Origin of the sequence: Actinophytocola sp. (assembly GCF_036378875.1) — a bacterium.
GTDB lineage: Bacteria > Actinomycetota > Actinomycetes > Mycobacteriales > Pseudonocardiaceae > Actinophytocola.
Genome location: NZ_DASUVO010000104.1, coordinates 61,538 through 76,309 on the forward strand (window position 1 = coordinate 61,538; position 14,772 = coordinate 76,309).

General features: G+C 70.4%; 12 protein-coding genes. 3 read left to right on the top strand and 9 right to left on the bottom strand.

The features are described from left to right. Positions 1-22: 22 nt before the first annotated feature. The 6 genes from VF106_RS32055 to VF106_RS32080 all read right to left on the bottom strand — a co-directional run bounded on the left by VF106_RS32055 (position 23) and on the right by VF106_RS32080 (position 6,755). Positions 23-1,168, bottom strand: a complete 1,146-nt coding sequence (locus tag VF106_RS32055; protein ID WP_330843635.1) for a serine hydrolase domain-containing protein — start codon at positions 1,166-1,168, stop codon at positions 23-25. Between the two features lie 346 nt (positions 1,169-1,514). After that, positions 1,515-3,125, bottom strand: coding sequence for an alpha-amylase family protein (locus tag VF106_RS32060; RefSeq protein ID WP_330843636.1), 1,611 nt, complete (start codon positions 3,123-3,125; stop codon positions 1,515-1,517). Then, complete coding sequence (locus tag VF106_RS32065; RefSeq protein ID WP_330843637.1) at positions 3,122-4,084, bottom strand: TIGR03885 family FMN-dependent LLM class oxidoreductase; 963 nt, start codon at positions 4,082-4,084, stop codon at positions 3,122-3,124. The genes VF106_RS32060 and VF106_RS32065 overlap by 4 nt, the downstream gene beginning before the upstream one ends. Positions 4,085-4,093: 9 nt before the next feature. Continuing rightward, positions 4,094-4,594 (bottom strand): DUF1360 domain-containing protein, encoded by a 501-nt coding sequence (locus VF106_RS32070; protein WP_330843638.1) that lies wholly within the window; start codon positions 4,592-4,594, stop codon positions 4,094-4,096. Beyond that, positions 4,591-5,988 (bottom strand): hypothetical protein, encoded by a 1,398-nt coding sequence (locus VF106_RS32075; protein ID WP_330843639.1) that lies wholly within the window; start codon positions 5,986-5,988, stop codon positions 4,591-4,593. The genes VF106_RS32070 and VF106_RS32075 overlap by 4 nt, the downstream gene beginning before the upstream one ends. Next, complete coding sequence (locus VF106_RS32080; RefSeq protein WP_330843640.1) at positions 5,985-6,755, bottom strand: alpha/beta fold hydrolase; 771 nt, start codon at positions 6,753-6,755, stop codon at positions 5,985-5,987. The genes VF106_RS32075 and VF106_RS32080 overlap by 4 nt, the downstream gene beginning before the upstream one ends. Before the next feature lie 80 nt (positions 6,756-6,835). On the opposite strand from VF106_RS32080, the gene VF106_RS32085 reads away from it, so the two are divergent. Beyond that, entirely contained in the window at positions 6,836-7,828 is a 993-nt protein-coding gene (locus VF106_RS32085) for an SDR family oxidoreductase (RefSeq protein ID WP_330843641.1), read from the top strand. Here VF106_RS32085 and VF106_RS32090 read toward each other — a convergent pair. The 3 genes from VF106_RS32090 to VF106_RS32100 all read right to left on the bottom strand — a co-directional run bounded on the left by VF106_RS32090 (position 7,773) and on the right by VF106_RS32100 (position 9,961). Further along, positions 7,773-8,561, bottom strand: coding sequence for an SGNH/GDSL hydrolase family protein (locus VF106_RS32090; RefSeq protein ID WP_330843642.1), 789 nt, complete (start codon positions 8,559-8,561; stop codon positions 7,773-7,775). The genes VF106_RS32085 and VF106_RS32090 overlap by 56 nt on opposite strands. A gap of 239 nt (positions 8,562-8,800) precedes the next feature. Further along, positions 8,801-9,001 carry a hypothetical protein gene (locus VF106_RS32095; RefSeq protein ID WP_330843643.1) on the bottom strand — a complete coding sequence of 67 codons (201 nt, stop codon included), beginning with the start codon at positions 8,999-9,001 and terminating at the stop codon, positions 8,801-8,803. A 48-nt stretch (positions 9,002-9,049) separates the two neighbouring features. Further along, positions 9,050-9,961, bottom strand: coding sequence for an EamA family transporter (locus VF106_RS32100; RefSeq protein WP_330843662.1), 912 nt, complete (start codon positions 9,959-9,961; stop codon positions 9,050-9,052). 157 nt (positions 9,962-10,118) lie between these two features. Here VF106_RS32100 and VF106_RS32105 point away from each other — a divergent pair, with 157 nt between their 5' ends. Both VF106_RS32105 and VF106_RS32110 read left to right on the top strand, forming a co-directional pair. After that, positions 10,119-12,392, top strand: a complete 2,274-nt coding sequence (locus VF106_RS32105; RefSeq protein WP_330843644.1) for an RCC1 domain-containing protein — start codon at positions 10,119-10,121, stop codon at positions 12,390-12,392. Between the two features lie 11 nt (positions 12,393-12,403). Continuing rightward, positions 12,404-14,698 (top strand): RCC1 domain-containing protein, encoded by a 2,295-nt coding sequence (locus VF106_RS32110; protein ID WP_330843645.1) that lies wholly within the window; start codon positions 12,404-12,406, stop codon positions 14,696-14,698. Positions 14,699-14,772 lie beyond the last annotated feature (74 nt).

The window sequence follows — 14,772 nt, forward strand, 5'->3', positions numbered from 1 at the left end:
ACTCCGAACCCTATCGAGGGCCTTACTGGGTGATGAGTTGGCGGGACAGGCGGGTGATGGCCCGCTGGTTCCCCAGGTCGTAGTTGCTGAGGATCACGACCACCCAGCCGCGGTCGGGGTACATCGCGAAGTCGGTCGACGCGCCGTCGCTGCTGCCGCCGCCCATCTTGTAGGACCACTCGTTGTTCGCGCTGAGGGTGGCCTGCCCGCCGTAGGCCTGGAAGTCGAGCAGTGGCTCCGGTCCTCGCGAGATCGAGGGGAGCTTTCCGTTGAGGGTGAGCTGGGTGACCGCGGGCGTGAGCAGCTTGTTGCCCAGCAGGGCGTCGGCGAGGCGTGCCATGTCGCCGCACGTGGAGAAGACGCCCTCGAGGAAGGTGTGCTCCTCGAGGGTGTCCACGCGCTCGCCGGAGGCCTCCTTGCGGTACGGCCGGGCGATGCGCGGGTTGTCCCGCCACTGCGGCTTGGTGTAGCTGTCGGTGCTGTTCATCCCCGGCGGCAGGAAGACGTGCTCGCGCAGGTAGTCGGCGAAGGGCTGCCCGCACACCTTGGCCGCGATCTCACCGAGCAGGAAGTAGCCCGAGTTGCTGTAGACCACGCTGGCGCCGGGTGCCGAGGCCGGCCTGTCCTGCCGGATGAAGTCCATCGTGCCGGCCAGGGCCTGCTCGGCGCTGGTCCAGGTCCGCGCGGTCTCCCAGTAGCCGGGCATTCCCATGTAGTCGCCCAGCCCCGAGGTGTGGACGAGCAGGTGGTGGATGGTCACCGCGTCCGCGATCTCGGAGGCGAACCCGTCGAGGTACATGCCGAGCGGGTCGGTGTAGGCCAGCCGACGGGCCTGCGCCAGCTGACCGATCGCGATCCCGGTGATCAGCTTGGCGACCGACGCGAGCCCGAAGACGGTGTCCGGTCCGTTGCTGATCGACCGCGCCTTGTTGGCCATCCCGTACGAGCGGGCCAACACCGTGCGGCGGCGGTGGGTCAGCAGCAGGCTGCCGGAGAACTCGTCCCTGGCGGCCATGTCCGCCACGAGCTGGTCGAGTTCACCACCGGGCTTGAGGCCGTCGGGTATCCGGCCGGTGTCGGCAACCGCGGTGCCCGACAGCGCGGCCCCGGAAACGATGGCGGCACCGGCCATGCCGAGCACGCTTCGACGAGTGGTCCGCGATGTCATGAGTGATCCCCTTGTTCGTCCGATCAAGACGAGGAAGGTCTACTCACGACAAGCGATCGCCGGCCGATCGCCGCGCCATACAAGATCCATATGTCGCGGTGACACCGCGCCAAAGGTGAGGGCTTCGGCCGGCGGCCATGCGATGAACCCGCCCGTCCTTCACCACCGCCAGGCCACCGGCGCTGTCTCGAAAGACGCTTTCGGGTCGTTGAACGTCATCGGCGCGTCTTTCGAGACATCGGCGATGCCCCGCAAGGTGCGGCAATCCCGACAAGATCATCGGTGGCTTGAGGGCCAGCGTGAGAAGCGTCCTTCGTCGCACCGCTCGGGGTATACGGGTCCGATGTCACCTCGGGCGGAACCAGCGGTAGCCGTACGGGGCCAGGGTGATGTCCTTTGACGGGTCCTGGTCGTCTGTACCCAGGAGGTCCTCCAGGTGGGTGCAGTCCACGGGGAGCTTCACTCGGACCTGTTTCGCGCTCAGGTTGTGTACCGCGATGACCGTGCTGCCGTCCCAGTCGCAGCGGTGGGCCAGTATCGGGCCTTCCGCGTGCAGGATGGACAGCGAACCCCAGCCCAGTTCCGGGCATTCCTTGCGGCGCCGGATGAGGCGTTCCATCCAGTTCAGCAAGGAGTGGGGGTCGCGGCGTTGTTCGGACACGTTGGTCGCGTGGTCCTTCGGGAGGGGGCGGGACAGGCGGGCGCCTTCGGGGGCCTTCGAGAAGCCCGCGTGCGGTTCGGTCGACCACTGCATCGGGGAGCGGGAACTGAGGCGGCCTGCGATGTCCAGGTTCTCGGACATGCCGATCTCCTCGCCGTAGAACAGGGTTGGCGTGCCCGGCATCGAGAACATCAGCGAGTAGACGAGCCGGATGCGGTCCTCGTCGTGGTCGAGCATCGTGGGTAGGCGGCGGCGCAGGCCTCGGCCGTAGATCTGCAGCGACTCGTCCGGTCCGAAGGCGTTGAACACCTCCTCGCGTTCCTTGCCGGACAGCTGGTCCAGCGTCAGCTCGTCGTGGTTGCGCACGAAGTTCGCCCACTGGCACTCGTTCGGGATGTCCGGCATCGACTTGAGCGTCTTCGCCAGCGGGGCAACGTCCTGACGGGCCAGCGCGAGGTACATGGCCTGGTTGAGCGGGAAGTTGAACATCATGTTGAGCTCGTCGCCCGCGTTGCCGAAGAACTCGACCGCCTTGTCGTACGGCAGGTTGACCTCGCCAAGCAACACCGCTTCGCCTCGGCGGCGGGTCAGGAAACCGCTCAGCTCGCGCAGCAGCGAGTGCGGGTCCTTGTGCTCGCTCTCCGGGCCGCTGACCTCCTCCAGCAGGAACGGCACCGCGTCGATGCGGTAGCCGACCACGCCCAGCGCGAGCCAGAACGCGCCGATCTTCGCGATCTCGTCGCGGACCGCGGGGTTGGCGGTGTTGAGGTCCGGCTGTTCGGCGTAGAACCGGTGGAAGTACCAGCGCTGTGCCTCGTCGTCCCAGGCCCAGTTCGACTGTTCCTCGCCGGGGAAGACGAGCTGCTCGGAGCCTTCCGGCTTCTCGTCCTGCCACACGTAGTAGTCGTGGAACGGCGCGTCCTGTCCCTTGCGTGCGGACTGGAACCACCGGTGCTGGTGCGAGGTGTGGTTGACGACCAGGTCGATGATCACCCGGATCCCGCGGTCCTGTGCGGTGCGCAGCAGCTCCGCGAAGTCGCCGAGCGTGCCGAGCCGGTCCTCGACGCTGTAGAAGTCGCTGATGTCGTAGCCGTCGTCGCGTTCCGGCGACGGGAAGCACGGCATCAGCCACAAGCACGTCACGCCGAGACCGGCGAGGTAGTCGATGCGTTCGGTGAGCCCGACGAGGTCACCGCACCCGTCCGCGTTGCTGTCGAAGAACGTCTGGACGTCCAGGCAGTACACGACCGCGTTCTTCCACCACAGGTCGCTGGTCGCCGTCCGTTTCCCGGTCATCCCACCACCGCCGGCAGGACGTGCTCGCCGAAGCAGTCGAGGAACGCTCGCTGCTCCTGCCCGACGTGGTGCACGTAGACCTCGTCGAACCCGAGGTCGACCGCCTCGTGCACCAGTTCGACGAAACGCTTGGGGTCGTGGGAGATCAGCACGGCGGCGGGCATGTCCTCCGGCCGGACGTGCTTGGCCGCCTGCTCGAACTGTGCCGGTGTCGCGATGTCCCAGCACAGCGGCGGCTCGAAGACGTTGGTGCGCCACTGGTCGTACGCGATCCGCAAGGCTTCCTCCGCGTCGGGCGCCCAGCTGACGTGCACCTGGAGCGCGACCGGCTTCCCGTCGCCGCCGCCCGCCCGGAAGTCGTCGATCAGCCGGCGCAGCGTGTCCTTCGGCTGCCAGATGGTGATCAGTCCCTCGGCCCACTCGCCCGCCGAGCGTGCGGTTGCAGCGCTGACGGCGGTCGCCAGCAGGCGTGGCGGCCGCGCCGGCAGTGTCCACAGTCGCGCCCGGTCGACGTGCACGAGGCCGTGATGGGTGACCTCCTCACCGGCGAGCAACGCGCGGATGACCTCGACGCACTCGCGGAGGCGCGCGTTGCGGGTTTCCTTGTGCGGCCAGGGGTCCCCGGTGATGTGCTCGTTGGAGAACTCGCCGGTGCCCAGTGCCACCGACAACCGGTCGGGGAACATCTCGGCCAGTGTGGCCACGGCCTGCGCGACGATCGCGGGGTGGTAGCGCTGCCCCGGCGCGTTGACGACCCCGACGGGGAAACGCGTGGTCGCCATCGCGGCGCCGAGCCACGAGAACGCGAACCCGGACTCACCCTGCCGCTCGCTCCACGGTGAGAAGTGGTCCGACGACCACGCGGCCTGGAAACCGACCTCCTCGGCGTGCCGGACGTCGGCGAGGAGCCGGCTCGGCGGGATCTGCTCGTGTGAGGCATGCCAACCAACGATCGTCATCCAACCACCTCATGCTCGTTGTTTCGCGTTGTCGTACAGGATCTGGATGGTGTCGGAGCCGGCGATCGCGGTCAGTGCGGTGAGGACCAGGCGCGTGGCGCGTGGCGCGAACACCATGCCGGCGGTGAAGCCGCTCGCGACCCAGACGTCCAGGCAGAACGGACAGGTCAGCAGCTCACCGACGGCGTGCTGGACCCCGCGCCCCCGAACCTCCTCGTTGACCTCCCCCGCGCCGGCGGGCTCCTGGTAGCGCGCGAACGGCGCCCGCAGCGGGCTGGTGACCGAGTCCTTGGTGAGCAGTCGGCTGGCCTTGTGCGTGCCGATGCACAGCAGCACGGTGTCGCCCGCGGTGACACGGTCGGGCAGCCGGACGCCCCGAGCCTTCGCCAGCCCGCCGAGCAGTCCCAACACGGCCGAGTAGGCCCCGAGGACCGTGACGTAGCCGGCGAGCGGCCGGTCCTCGCCGTTCGCGTACTTCCGCCGCACGCGGCGGAAAATGGACTCGGTCACCTGGACTCGCTCCTTCTCGTCGCGTCGGCCGCGTAGCCCTGCCAGTCCCGCAGCCGGTCACGAACCCAGTCCCACGACGGCATTCCGGCGCCGGTGCCGGGCAGAGCCCATGCGGCGCGGTGGAACCTGCCGTTGCTGGCGAAGTCCTGCGGGTAGGCGGCCGTGTCCACACCGCAGTAGGCGCCGGTTGTGCGTGCGTGGGCCAGGACGGCGTCCCAGTCATCGATGCGGGCCCGGCCGATCGAGCACGTGCCGTGTGCGAACAGTCCGAGGTGGATCTCGTCGTACGGTTCGGTCCGGCCCAGGTAGTCGTCGAGCGTGTTCCGGGCGGCGCACGTGCCGAACAGCGTCCAGTACGGAACGAGCCCGCGCGTGAGCGGCACGTGGACGTCGATGAGCGCGAAAGAGCTGACCAGTAACCGGTTCGCGGCGATGCCCTGGTCGGCGTACCAGGACCGGTACAGCTCGGCGACCGGTCCGCTGAGCGCGTCGGCACGCGGGAACGACAGCCGGTCCAGCTCGAAACCGTTGGCACGGCACAGTTCCGTCAGTTCCGGGAGGATCGCGTCGTCGAAACCCCACTCCGCCTCGGGGCTTTCCCCGTCGGCGGGCGGCGGGTCCCACGCGCGGCGCCGGGCTCCCTGTTCGGCCAGGAAGGCGGAGACGCGGCCACCGCCGTTCGCGTACTCGTCCGGGGTGGCGTCGCCCACCGCGCCGTGCTGGAAGACCTGCCGTGGCCCGATCGTCGTGGTGGGCCACCGTTCCGTGCAGTCCGTCACCACGACCGTGCCGCCCGGCGCCAGGTGCTCACGTAGAAAGGCCGCGTAGGCCGCGGGCAGGTTCCGGTACTTGTACCGGAAGTAGCCCATGCGGCTGATCATCAGACGGTCCTGGTTCGCGTCGTGCATGTGGTGCACGGCAACGCCGGGGTTGGCCGCCACGAACGCGTCCCGTGCCTCGGCGAGTTCGTCCATCGCGCGAACCGGCTCGTCCGGGTCGAGGCGGTGATGGCGCACCGGCACGAGGAACGTCTGCGGCAGCCACGGCACACCGGCCAGCGCGGCCAGGTGCGCGAGCGCGCCGGACGACGAGCCGATGAACACGGCAGGGTACTTACGCTTCGGGTAGTGCGAGCAGACCCATTCTGCGATCGCGTCGGTGTCCACAGTGCTCAGTCGGTTCGGCTGAACGGCCTCGGACCAGCCCGACCAGATGTAGAGCGACTCGCGGACGGCACGCGGCGCGTGGTTCACCACCGGAAGCAGGCGGCTCACGGCGCGCGCGGCGGGGCCGAGCCCCAGCGCGGGGCTGCCCTGTCCGTGCAGGTGCTGGGCCAGTACGCGGTGGAAGGTCGACGCCGAGTCGAACGAGGCGACCGCCCGGTTCGGCTTCATCGGACGGCTTCCCGCACGGCCAGCTCACGCACCGGCGCGGACCACGAGCTCGGGTCCTTCCACAGGAACGTGTGCGGGCCCGGCACGGTGACCAGGCGTCCGTTCTCGGCGCGGTCGGCCAGGTCCCGTGCCCAGCGCTCGGTGCACAGCTTGTCCTGCTGGCCCATCAGCACGAGCAGTGGTCCGTGTATGCGTTGGACTGTCTCTTCGAGACGGTCGCGCAGGTGCGCGCGCATCAGGTGCACCAGCTGCCGGAAACCCGCGCGACGCCACTCAGGACGGTGGCTCTCCTCCAGGCCTGGCATGGGGTATGCCGAGTCCCGCCGCCAGTAGTAGAGGGCCCTCGGGACGGACCGCGCCTTCGGGTCGACGGTGGGGCTCGCGAGGACGGTGGCGGCGACACGGTCCGGGCAGGCGGCCGCGGCGTGCGCGGCGACCTGGGTGCCGCTGGAGTGTCCGGCCAGGATGACCGGCGGAAGGTCGTTGTCGCGTAGCCAGTCGGCCACGGCGTCGGCGTACTCCGACACCTCGAGCCGGTGTGGTGCTTCCCCGCTGCCGGCGAGCCCCGGCAGGTCGAGCAGATGGGTCTGGGTCCAGCTGAGCGCGGCCTGGGCGGGCAGCAGGTAGTCCGAGACAGCCATGCCCATCACGGTCACCACCGGTGGCGCGCCCCCCGGCGTGCCCAGTACGCGGCTACGCATCCGTCCGTAGCGGGTGTCGGTGAACCGGACCAGGTATTCGTCGGGTTGTTCGGGTGCGTCCACCATGTCCTGGTTATGCCCAGCCGCCGCGGTCCGGAAACGCCACACGGGGTTGGCGGATCATGTCGCGGGGTAACTCCGGAGCCATGGCAGTGGTCGTGGTGACAGGTGCGAGTGCCGGGGTCGGCCGTGCGGTGGCACGGATGTTCGCCGAGCGGGGCGACCGCGTCGCGTTGATCGCGCGCGGGGAGGCCGGGCTGGCCTCGGCGGCGGAGGAGATCGGGGAGCGGGCCATGTCCGTGCCGGTCGACGTCTCGGACTACGAGGCCCTCGACCGGGCGGCGGAGAAGATCGAGCGCGAGCTCGGCCCGATCGACGTGTGGGTGAACAACGCGTTCACCACGGTGTTCTCCCCGTTCCTGATGATGCGGCCGGAGGAGTTCCGGCGCGTCACCGACGTGACCTACCACGGCTACATGCACGGCACCCGGGTCGCGCTGACCCGAATGACCGACCGCGACTCCGGGGTGGTCGTCCAGGTCGGCTCGGCGCTCGCCTACCGGGGCATCCCGCTGCAGTCCGCGTACTGCGGCGCCAAGCACGCCATCGAGGGCTTCACCGAGGCGGTCCGCTGCGAGCTGCTGCACGACGGAAGCGGCGTGCGGATCACGATGGTGCACCTACCGGCCGTGAACACTCCGCAGTTCGACTGGGCGCTGTCGCGGCTGTCGAGCAAGCCACAGCCGGTGCCGCCCATCTACCAGCCGGAGGTGGCCGCGCGGGCGATCGTCCGGGCCGCGGACCGGCCGAAGCGGCGTGAGCACTGGGTCGGCGCAAGCACCACGGCCACCGTGCTCGCCAACAAGCTGTTCCCCGGTCTTCTCGACCGCTACCTCGCGCGCACGGGCTACAAGTCCCAGCACTCCCCCGACGCCGAGCAGGCCGACCGGCCGACGAACCTGTGGTCCCCGGTCGACGACCGTCCCGACTCGGCCCGCGGGGCACACGGCCGGTTCGACGAGCAGGCCAAGGCCGCGAAGTCCGTCCGGGCGCGCGGGGTCGTGGCGGGAGCGGCGGCCGCGGTCACCGCGACTGCGTGGTTTGTCCGCCACCGTGTGGTTGGGTCTCACCGGTGGTAGTCCAGCCGGCGTGCTTGCCGGTCAGCGTGTCACCGGAGGAGCGGCCCCGGAGCCGGCGCTGCACCCACGGCCGCACGTGCTCCCAGTAGTAGCGGGCCTCCGTCAGCAGCCTGCGTGTCTGCGGTGACCCCGCCCCGTTCGCCTCGGGCGGCGCCGTGCCGACGAGCGTCGCGAGCACCATCCCGGCGACCCGCTCGTGACCGGCCGCGTTCAGGTGCAGCCGGTCCGCCGACCAGTACCCGGGGCGCCGGATCTCAAGGTCGTGGAACATGTTCACGAAGGTGAGCTCGTTGGCGACGGCCAGCTCACGAACACGCACGGTGAGCTCCTCACCGCGCCGCCGGATCATCTTCCCGAACGGAAGCCCCTCCGACGGGTCGGGGCCGCTGAGCAGCACCAACCGCACACCCTCGTCGGCGCAGCGATGGATGGCCCGGCTGGTGAGCGCCACCAGCCGGTCGACGTCGGTGTTGGGGCGCAGCATGTCGTTGCCGCCACCGTTGAGCGTGATCAGCGTGGGCACCGGACGCAACGCGAGCGCCGCCTCCAGCTGGACGGTCACGATCGGTTCGAGCAGCCGCCCCCGAATCGCCAGGTTGGCGTACTGAACCGGCTCACCGCTCGCCGCGGCCAGCCCCGCCGCGACCAGGTCGGCCCAACCCCGTGCCGAGCCGTCCGGGAGCTCGTCACCGACCCCTTCGGTGAAGCTGTCGCCGATCGCCACGTACCGCACCGCTCGCCCTCCCCACTGATCCACGTTAACCCCACAACTCTGCCCCCCGACTCCCCGACCAGCCATATGGTCATCGTCACCCTGCTGCCATGACTGTCGGGATGTCGCACCCTGCGAGAGGGTTGTGAACCTGTCCAGACACTTCGGGTGGGCAGCGCCCGATGCGCACCCGCTGGATATCTGTCCCGAAAGACGCGTTGGGGACATCGCCGATGTCTCGAAAGACGCGCTGATGACGATCAACGACCCGACAGCGTCTTTCGAGACAGCGCCGGCTGCACAAACACGCCGTTCGCAGCACCGGGCTTCCCTCGCGATGTGGTGATGGACGCCTTCCTCACGCGCAGGGTGAGGAAGGCGTCCATCACCACGCAGAAACCACCCGCGAAGCGGGCTTCGCCCGCCGGATCCACAGAACCACACGCGGACAGCATGATCATCGGTGGATCCGGGTTGAGCGGCGCGTTCGGGACACCGCTCGCGCGGCTTCAGCTGGCCGAGGATGCCGTTCTCGTCGCGCCCGCTGATGCCGCGACGACCAGTAGCACTGCCAGCCACTGGATCGGGGTCAGGAACTCGCCAAGTACGAGGAGGCCGACGAGCGCGGCGACGGCCGGTTCCAGGCTCATCAGCACGCCGAACACCTTCGGTGGGATGCTGCGCAGTGCCTCCAGCTCCAAGGAGTACGGGATCACCGAGGACAGGAGCGCCACGCCGAGTCCGACGGCGAGGACCCACGGTTCCAGCAGTGCCGTGCCGCTCTCGGCGATCCCGACCGGCGCGACCACCAGGGCCGCCAGGGTCATGCCCAGTGCGAGGCCGCCGCCGTCGGAGGTGTGGCGGCCCAGTGCGGCGCTCAGCAGGATGTAGCTGGCCCAGCAGACCGCGGCCCCCAGGGCGAACAGGATGCCGGCCAGGTGCAGGTCGCCTCGGCCCTCGGTCAGCAGCACCACGCCGCCGGCGGCCAGCAGTGCCCACAGGCCGTCCAGCCAGCGGCGGGAGCCGGCGATGGCCACCGCGAGTGGGCCGAGGAACTCGATCGTCACGGCGATGCCGAGCGGGATCTTCGCCAGCGCCAGGTAGAAGCACAGGTTCATGACGCCGAGGACCACGCCGTAGGTGGCGACCACGGCCCACGCGCGCCGGTCCATCCGCACAGACGGGCGCCACACGACGAGCAGCACGAGCGCGGCGAAGGACAACCGCACGGCGACGGTCCCGGCGCTGCCGATCGCGCCGAACAGCTGCTTGGCCAGCGCCGCGCCCACCTGGACGCTGAGGATCCCGGCCAGCACCTGCGCCGGCGGCGGCACGGCGCCCAACGCCCGCCCGGCCAGGGCGACCAGGCTGAAACGAGGATACGGACCGGAGCCGGCGCGATCGGCGTGCATGGAGACCATGCCCCGCATGCTCTGACACACCACCGACAACAAGCGCACGATTTCCGGATGGTGGGACGGCGGTGGCTGCGCCGAACAGCGGTAGCCCGTCTTCGTGATCATTCACTATCGTCTGCGTGGGGTCGGGGACCATCTCACTGGGGGTTTCATCACCGTCATGCGACGAGCACTGAGTGCTGTCCTGCCCACGTTGCTGGCAACCGGACTTCTCCTCGCCGCGCCCGCGGCGCCGGCAACCGCCGCGGCACCGAAGGCGGCGGAGGCGTCGACGTTCACGCCCCGCTCGCCGCTCCGCGTGCTGGACACCCGCGCCGGCGCCGGCCCGGTCGGTGCCGGCGGCGTCCACACGCTGGACCTGTCCGGACACGTGCCGGCCACCACCACGGCCGTGGTGCTCAACGTGACGGGCGTGACACCGACCGCACCCACCCACGTCTCGGTGTATCCGAGCGGCACCACGGCGACCGTCTCGAACCTCAACCTCGCGACGGGTGACATCCGCGCCAACCAGGTCACCGTCCGGCTCAACGCGGACCGCAAGGTCGACCTGTACAACAACTCCGGCTCGATCCACCTCGTCGTCGACCTCGCAGGCCACTACGGCACCGGAGCGGGCGCCAAGTTCACCGCGCTGCCGTCGACCCGTGTCCTCAGTGGATACCCGGTGGGGCCCGACGGCGTCGTGTCGCTCGATCTCACCAACAAGATCCCCGCCTCCGCGACCGCCGTGACGTTCAACCTCACCGCGACGGAGGCCACCGCGTCCACGTTCGTGACCGCGTGGCCGGCCGGCACGAACCGCCCGACCGCGTCCAACCTGAACCTGCCGGCCGGGGACACCCGGCCCAACCTGGTCACCGTGGCCGTCGGCGCCGACCGCACGGTCAACCTCTACAACCTCGCCGGCTCGGTCCAGCTGATCGCGGACATGGCCGGCTTCTACACTCCCGAGTACGGTGCCCACTTCCTGCCGTCCACCCCGACCCGGATCCTGGACACCCGCTTCGGGACCGGTGGCCCGGCGAGCCCGCTCGGCCCCGGCACGACCCGCGAGCTGAGCCTGGCCCCGTGGTCCCCCCACACCGTGACGGGCGTGGTCCTGAACGTCACGGGCGTGGACGCCACCACGCCGACCTACGTGTCCGCGTGGTCGGTCATGGACAACCGGCCGGACCCCGGTTCGATCCTCAACCCGGTCCCCGGTCAGGCCGTGCCGAACGCGGCCGTGGTGTCGTACGGGCAAGGGCTGGCCATCAACCTGTACAACAACTCCGGCTCGATCCACCTGATCGCCGACCTGGCCGGGGTGTTCGCCGTCGAGTACACCGCCTGCCACGCCGACTGCCTCTACGCGTGGGGCACCAACGAGTTCCGCAAACTCGGCACCGGCGAGATCGCGTTCGACGGGACCCATCCGAGGCAGGTGGTCGGGCTGTCCGGCGTCCGCGCGGTCGCGGAGGGCTCCAGAGGCGGATACGCGCTTCGAAACGACGGCACGGTCTGGGCGTGGGGCACCAACTTCCGGGGGCAGCTCGGCAACGGCTGGACGGGCAGCGGTTCGGTGGTGCCGGTGCCGGTCGTCGGGCTGACTGACGTCACCGCGATCACGGCCGCAGGCGACACCGGGTACGCGCTGCGCGCCGACGGCACCGTCTGGTCATGGGGCACCAACCTCTGGGGCAACCTCGGCAACGGGGGGCACGTCCTCGACCAGGCCACTGTGCCGGTCCAGGTGCACGGCCTGACCGACGTGGTCGCGATCAGTGCCAGGAGGGACACCGCGTACGCGCTGCGAGCCGACGGCACCGTCTGGGCGTGGGGTGACAACGGCGTCGGCGCGCTCGGCGCCGGTTCGACCATCCCGTTCTCGACGGTGCCCGTGCAGGTGTCCGGTCTGACCGGGGTCACCGCGATCGCGGCCCGCGGCGACGGCGGGTACGCGCTCCGCGCGGACGGCACGGTGTGGGGCTGGGGCTGGAACCGCGTCGGCCAGCTCGGCAACGCCCCGACGTGCGGCGGCCAGCCCGGGATGTGCGACGCCCCGGTTCCTGTGCGGATCCCCGGGCTGACCGGCGTGACCGCGATCGCGGGCGGCCCGTTCAACGGCTATGCGGTCCGCGACGACGGCACCGCGTGGGCGTGGGGCGAGAGGACCCACGGGGAGCTCGGCGACGGCGTGATCTGCGAGTCGACCACCTGTGATTCCTACGAACCGGTCCAGGTGCGGGGCCTGTCGGACGTGACCGCCATGGCCAGCTTCGACCACGGCGGCTACGCGGTGCTCGCGGACGGCAGCCTGTGGTCGTGGGGTTGGCGCGCACTCGGCAACGGGCAAGCGTTGTCGTGGTCGCCGGAACGGGTCGATCTGCCTGGGGCCAGCGCCGTCACCGGGGGCAACTTCTCCGGACACGCGATCGTGCCGAACACGTGAGGAGCAACGGAATGCTGTCGACCGTCCTGACCGCGGCGTTGACCGCCGGGCTCCTGCTCGCCGGGTCACCCACACACGCCGAGCCCGCACCCACCGCGGCTCCACAGAGGTTGGAGGGCGGGTCGACGTTCTCGCCCCGCTCGCCGGTCCGCGTGTTGGACACCCGCGACGGCGCGGGCCCGGTCGGCGCCGGCGGTGTCCACACGCTGGACCTGTCCGGGTACGTGCCCACCACCACGACCGCCGTGGTGCTCAACGTGACCGGCGTGACGCCGACCGCGCCGACCCACATCTCGGTCTACCCCAGCGGAACGGGCCCGGCGACCGTCTCCAACCTCAACCTCCCGGCTGGCGACATCCGCGCCAACCAGGTGACCGTGAAGGTCAACGCGGACCGGAAAGTCGACCTGTACAACAACTCCGGCTCGATCGACCTGGTCGTCGACCTCGCAGGCCACTACAGCACCGGCGCGGGCGCCAAGTACACCGCGCTGCCGCCGGACCGCCGCCTCGACACCCGTGACGGCAACCGGCCGGTCGGTCCCGACGGCACGCTGGTTCTCGACCTGGCGAACCGGATCCCGGCGTCGGCGACCGCGGTGACGTTCAACCTCACCGCGACCGGCGGCACCGCGTCCACGTTCGTGACCGCCTGGCCGACCGGCACGAACCGCCCGACCGCGTCCAACCTCAACCTGCCGGCCGGCGACACGCGACCCAACCTGGTCACGGTCGCCGTCGGCGCGGACCGGAAGGTCAACCTGTCCAACCTCGCCGGCTCGCTCCACCTGATCGTGGACCTCGCCGGCTTCTACACCCCCGAGTACGGCGCCTACTTCCTGCCGTTGGACCCGACCCGGCTCCTTGACACCCGTTCCGGGATCGGCGGCCACCCCGGCCCACTCGGCCAGCGGTCCACTTTGGACTTGGAGATGGCCCAGTGGTCCCCGGCCACCGTCACGGGCGCGGTGCTGAACGTCACGGGCGTTGACGCGACCACGCCGACCTTCGTGTCCGCGTGGTCGATGTGGGATCCCCAACCGCTGTACGGCTCGATACTCAACCCGGCCCCCGGGCAGGCCGTGCCCAACGCCGCCGTCGTCGCCTACGGCACGGGGCTCGGTATCAAGCTGTACAACCAGAACGGCAGCGTGCACCTGATCGCCGACCTGGCCGGGGTGTTCGCCGTCGAGGAGACCGCCTGCCAGGCCGACTGCGTGTACGCGTGGGGCAGGAACGACCACCGGAGGCTCGGCACCGCCGAGGTGTTCTTCGATGAGCTCTACCCGACGCAGGCGGTCGGGCTGTCCGGCGTGCGCGAGGTCGCGGCGAGCTACGAGAACGGGTACGCGCTCCGGACCGACGGCACCGTGTTGGCGTGGGGTCTCAACAGCGAGGGGCAGCTCGGCAACGGGTGGCTGAGCTGGTCCGGCGGCGGTTCGGTGACACCGGCGCCGGTCGTGGGGCTGACCGACGTCACCGCGATCACGGCGGCCAGCGGCAACGGGTACGCACTGCGCGCGGACGGCACCGTCTGGGCATGGGGGTCCAACACCTACGGCAAGCTCGGCATCGGACCCACGCTCGACGACGCCACGGTGCCGGTGCGGGTGTCGGGCCTGACCGACGTCGTCGCGATCAGCGGGCGGCTGCTCACCACGTACGCGCTCCGGGCCGACGGCACCGTGTGGGCGTGGGGCCACAACGTCGTTGGCGCGCTTGGCAACGGCTCGACCGTCGAGGAGTCGCCGGTGCCGGTACAGGTTTCCGGCCTGACCGGGGTCACGGCCATCGCGGCCCGCGGCTGGGGCGGGTTCGCGTTGCGTGCGGACGGCACCGTCTGGGGCTGGGGACAGGACAACGTCGGCCAGCTCGGCGACGGCCAACCGTGTCCGGTGTCCGGGCCGTGCGAGTCCCGGGTGCCCGTACAGGTCACGGGACTGACCGGCGTGACCGCCATCGCGGGCGGCCCCGGCAACGGTTACGCGGTCCGCGACGACGGCACCGCGTGGGCATGGGGCCAGGGCTCCTACAACGAGCTCGGTGACGGCGAGTGGTGCGACCTGATCGCCGGCTGCGCGTCCCAGGTGCCGGTCCGGGTGGCGAACCTCTCGACGGTGACCAGTGTCGCCAGCGCCGAGTTCGGCGGCTACGCGCTGCTCGAGGACGGCACGGTATGGGCGTGGGGCACCGGCGCCCTCGGCACCGGGGAACACACGTCGGCGGTGCCCGTGCCGGTCGAGGAGCTCTCGGGTGTCGGCGCCATCAGCGGCGGGTTCTACTCAGGGCACGCGGTCGTCCCATGAGACGGTGCCTGGCAGCGCAGGCGGCGGTCGTCCTCAGGCTCGCCGCGCTGCCAGGCACGGCGCGCATACCCTCT

Bases quoted from the DNA above. Each gene is read 5' to 3' on its own strand.
- VF106_RS32080 (WP_330843640.1), bottom strand. From the start codon at position 6,755: ATGGTGGACGCACCCGAACAACCCGACGAATACCTGGTCCGGTTCACC.
- VF106_RS32110 (WP_330843645.1), top strand. From the start codon at position 12,404: ATGCTGTCGACCGTCCTGACCGCGGCGTTGACCGCCGGGCTCCTGCTC.
- VF106_RS32095 (WP_330843643.1), bottom strand. From the start codon at position 9,001: ATGATCATGCTGTCCGCGTGTGGTTCTGTGGATCCGGCGGGCGAAGCC.
- VF106_RS32060 (WP_330843636.1), bottom strand. From the start codon at position 3,125: ATGACCGGGAAACGGACGGCGACCAGCGACCTGTGGTGGAAGAACGCG.
- VF106_RS32055 (WP_330843635.1), bottom strand. From the start codon at position 1,168: ATGACATCGCGGACCACTCGTCGAAGCGTGCTCGGCATGGCCGGTGCC.
- VF106_RS32085 (WP_330843641.1), top strand. From the start codon at position 6,836: ATGGCAGTGGTCGTGGTGACAGGTGCGAGTGCCGGGGTCGGCCGTGCG.
- VF106_RS32105 (WP_330843644.1), top strand. From the start codon at position 10,119: ATGCGACGAGCACTGAGTGCTGTCCTGCCCACGTTGCTGGCAACCGGA.
- VF106_RS32100 (WP_330843662.1), bottom strand. From the start codon at position 9,961: ATGGTCTCCATGCACGCCGATCGCGCCGGCTCCGGTCCGTATCCTCGT.
- VF106_RS32075 (WP_330843639.1), bottom strand. From the start codon at position 5,988: ATGAAGCCGAACCGGGCGGTCGCCTCGTTCGACTCGGCGTCGACCTTC.
- VF106_RS32065 (WP_330843637.1), bottom strand. From the start codon at position 4,084: ATGACGATCGTTGGTTGGCATGCCTCACACGAGCAGATCCCGCCGAGC.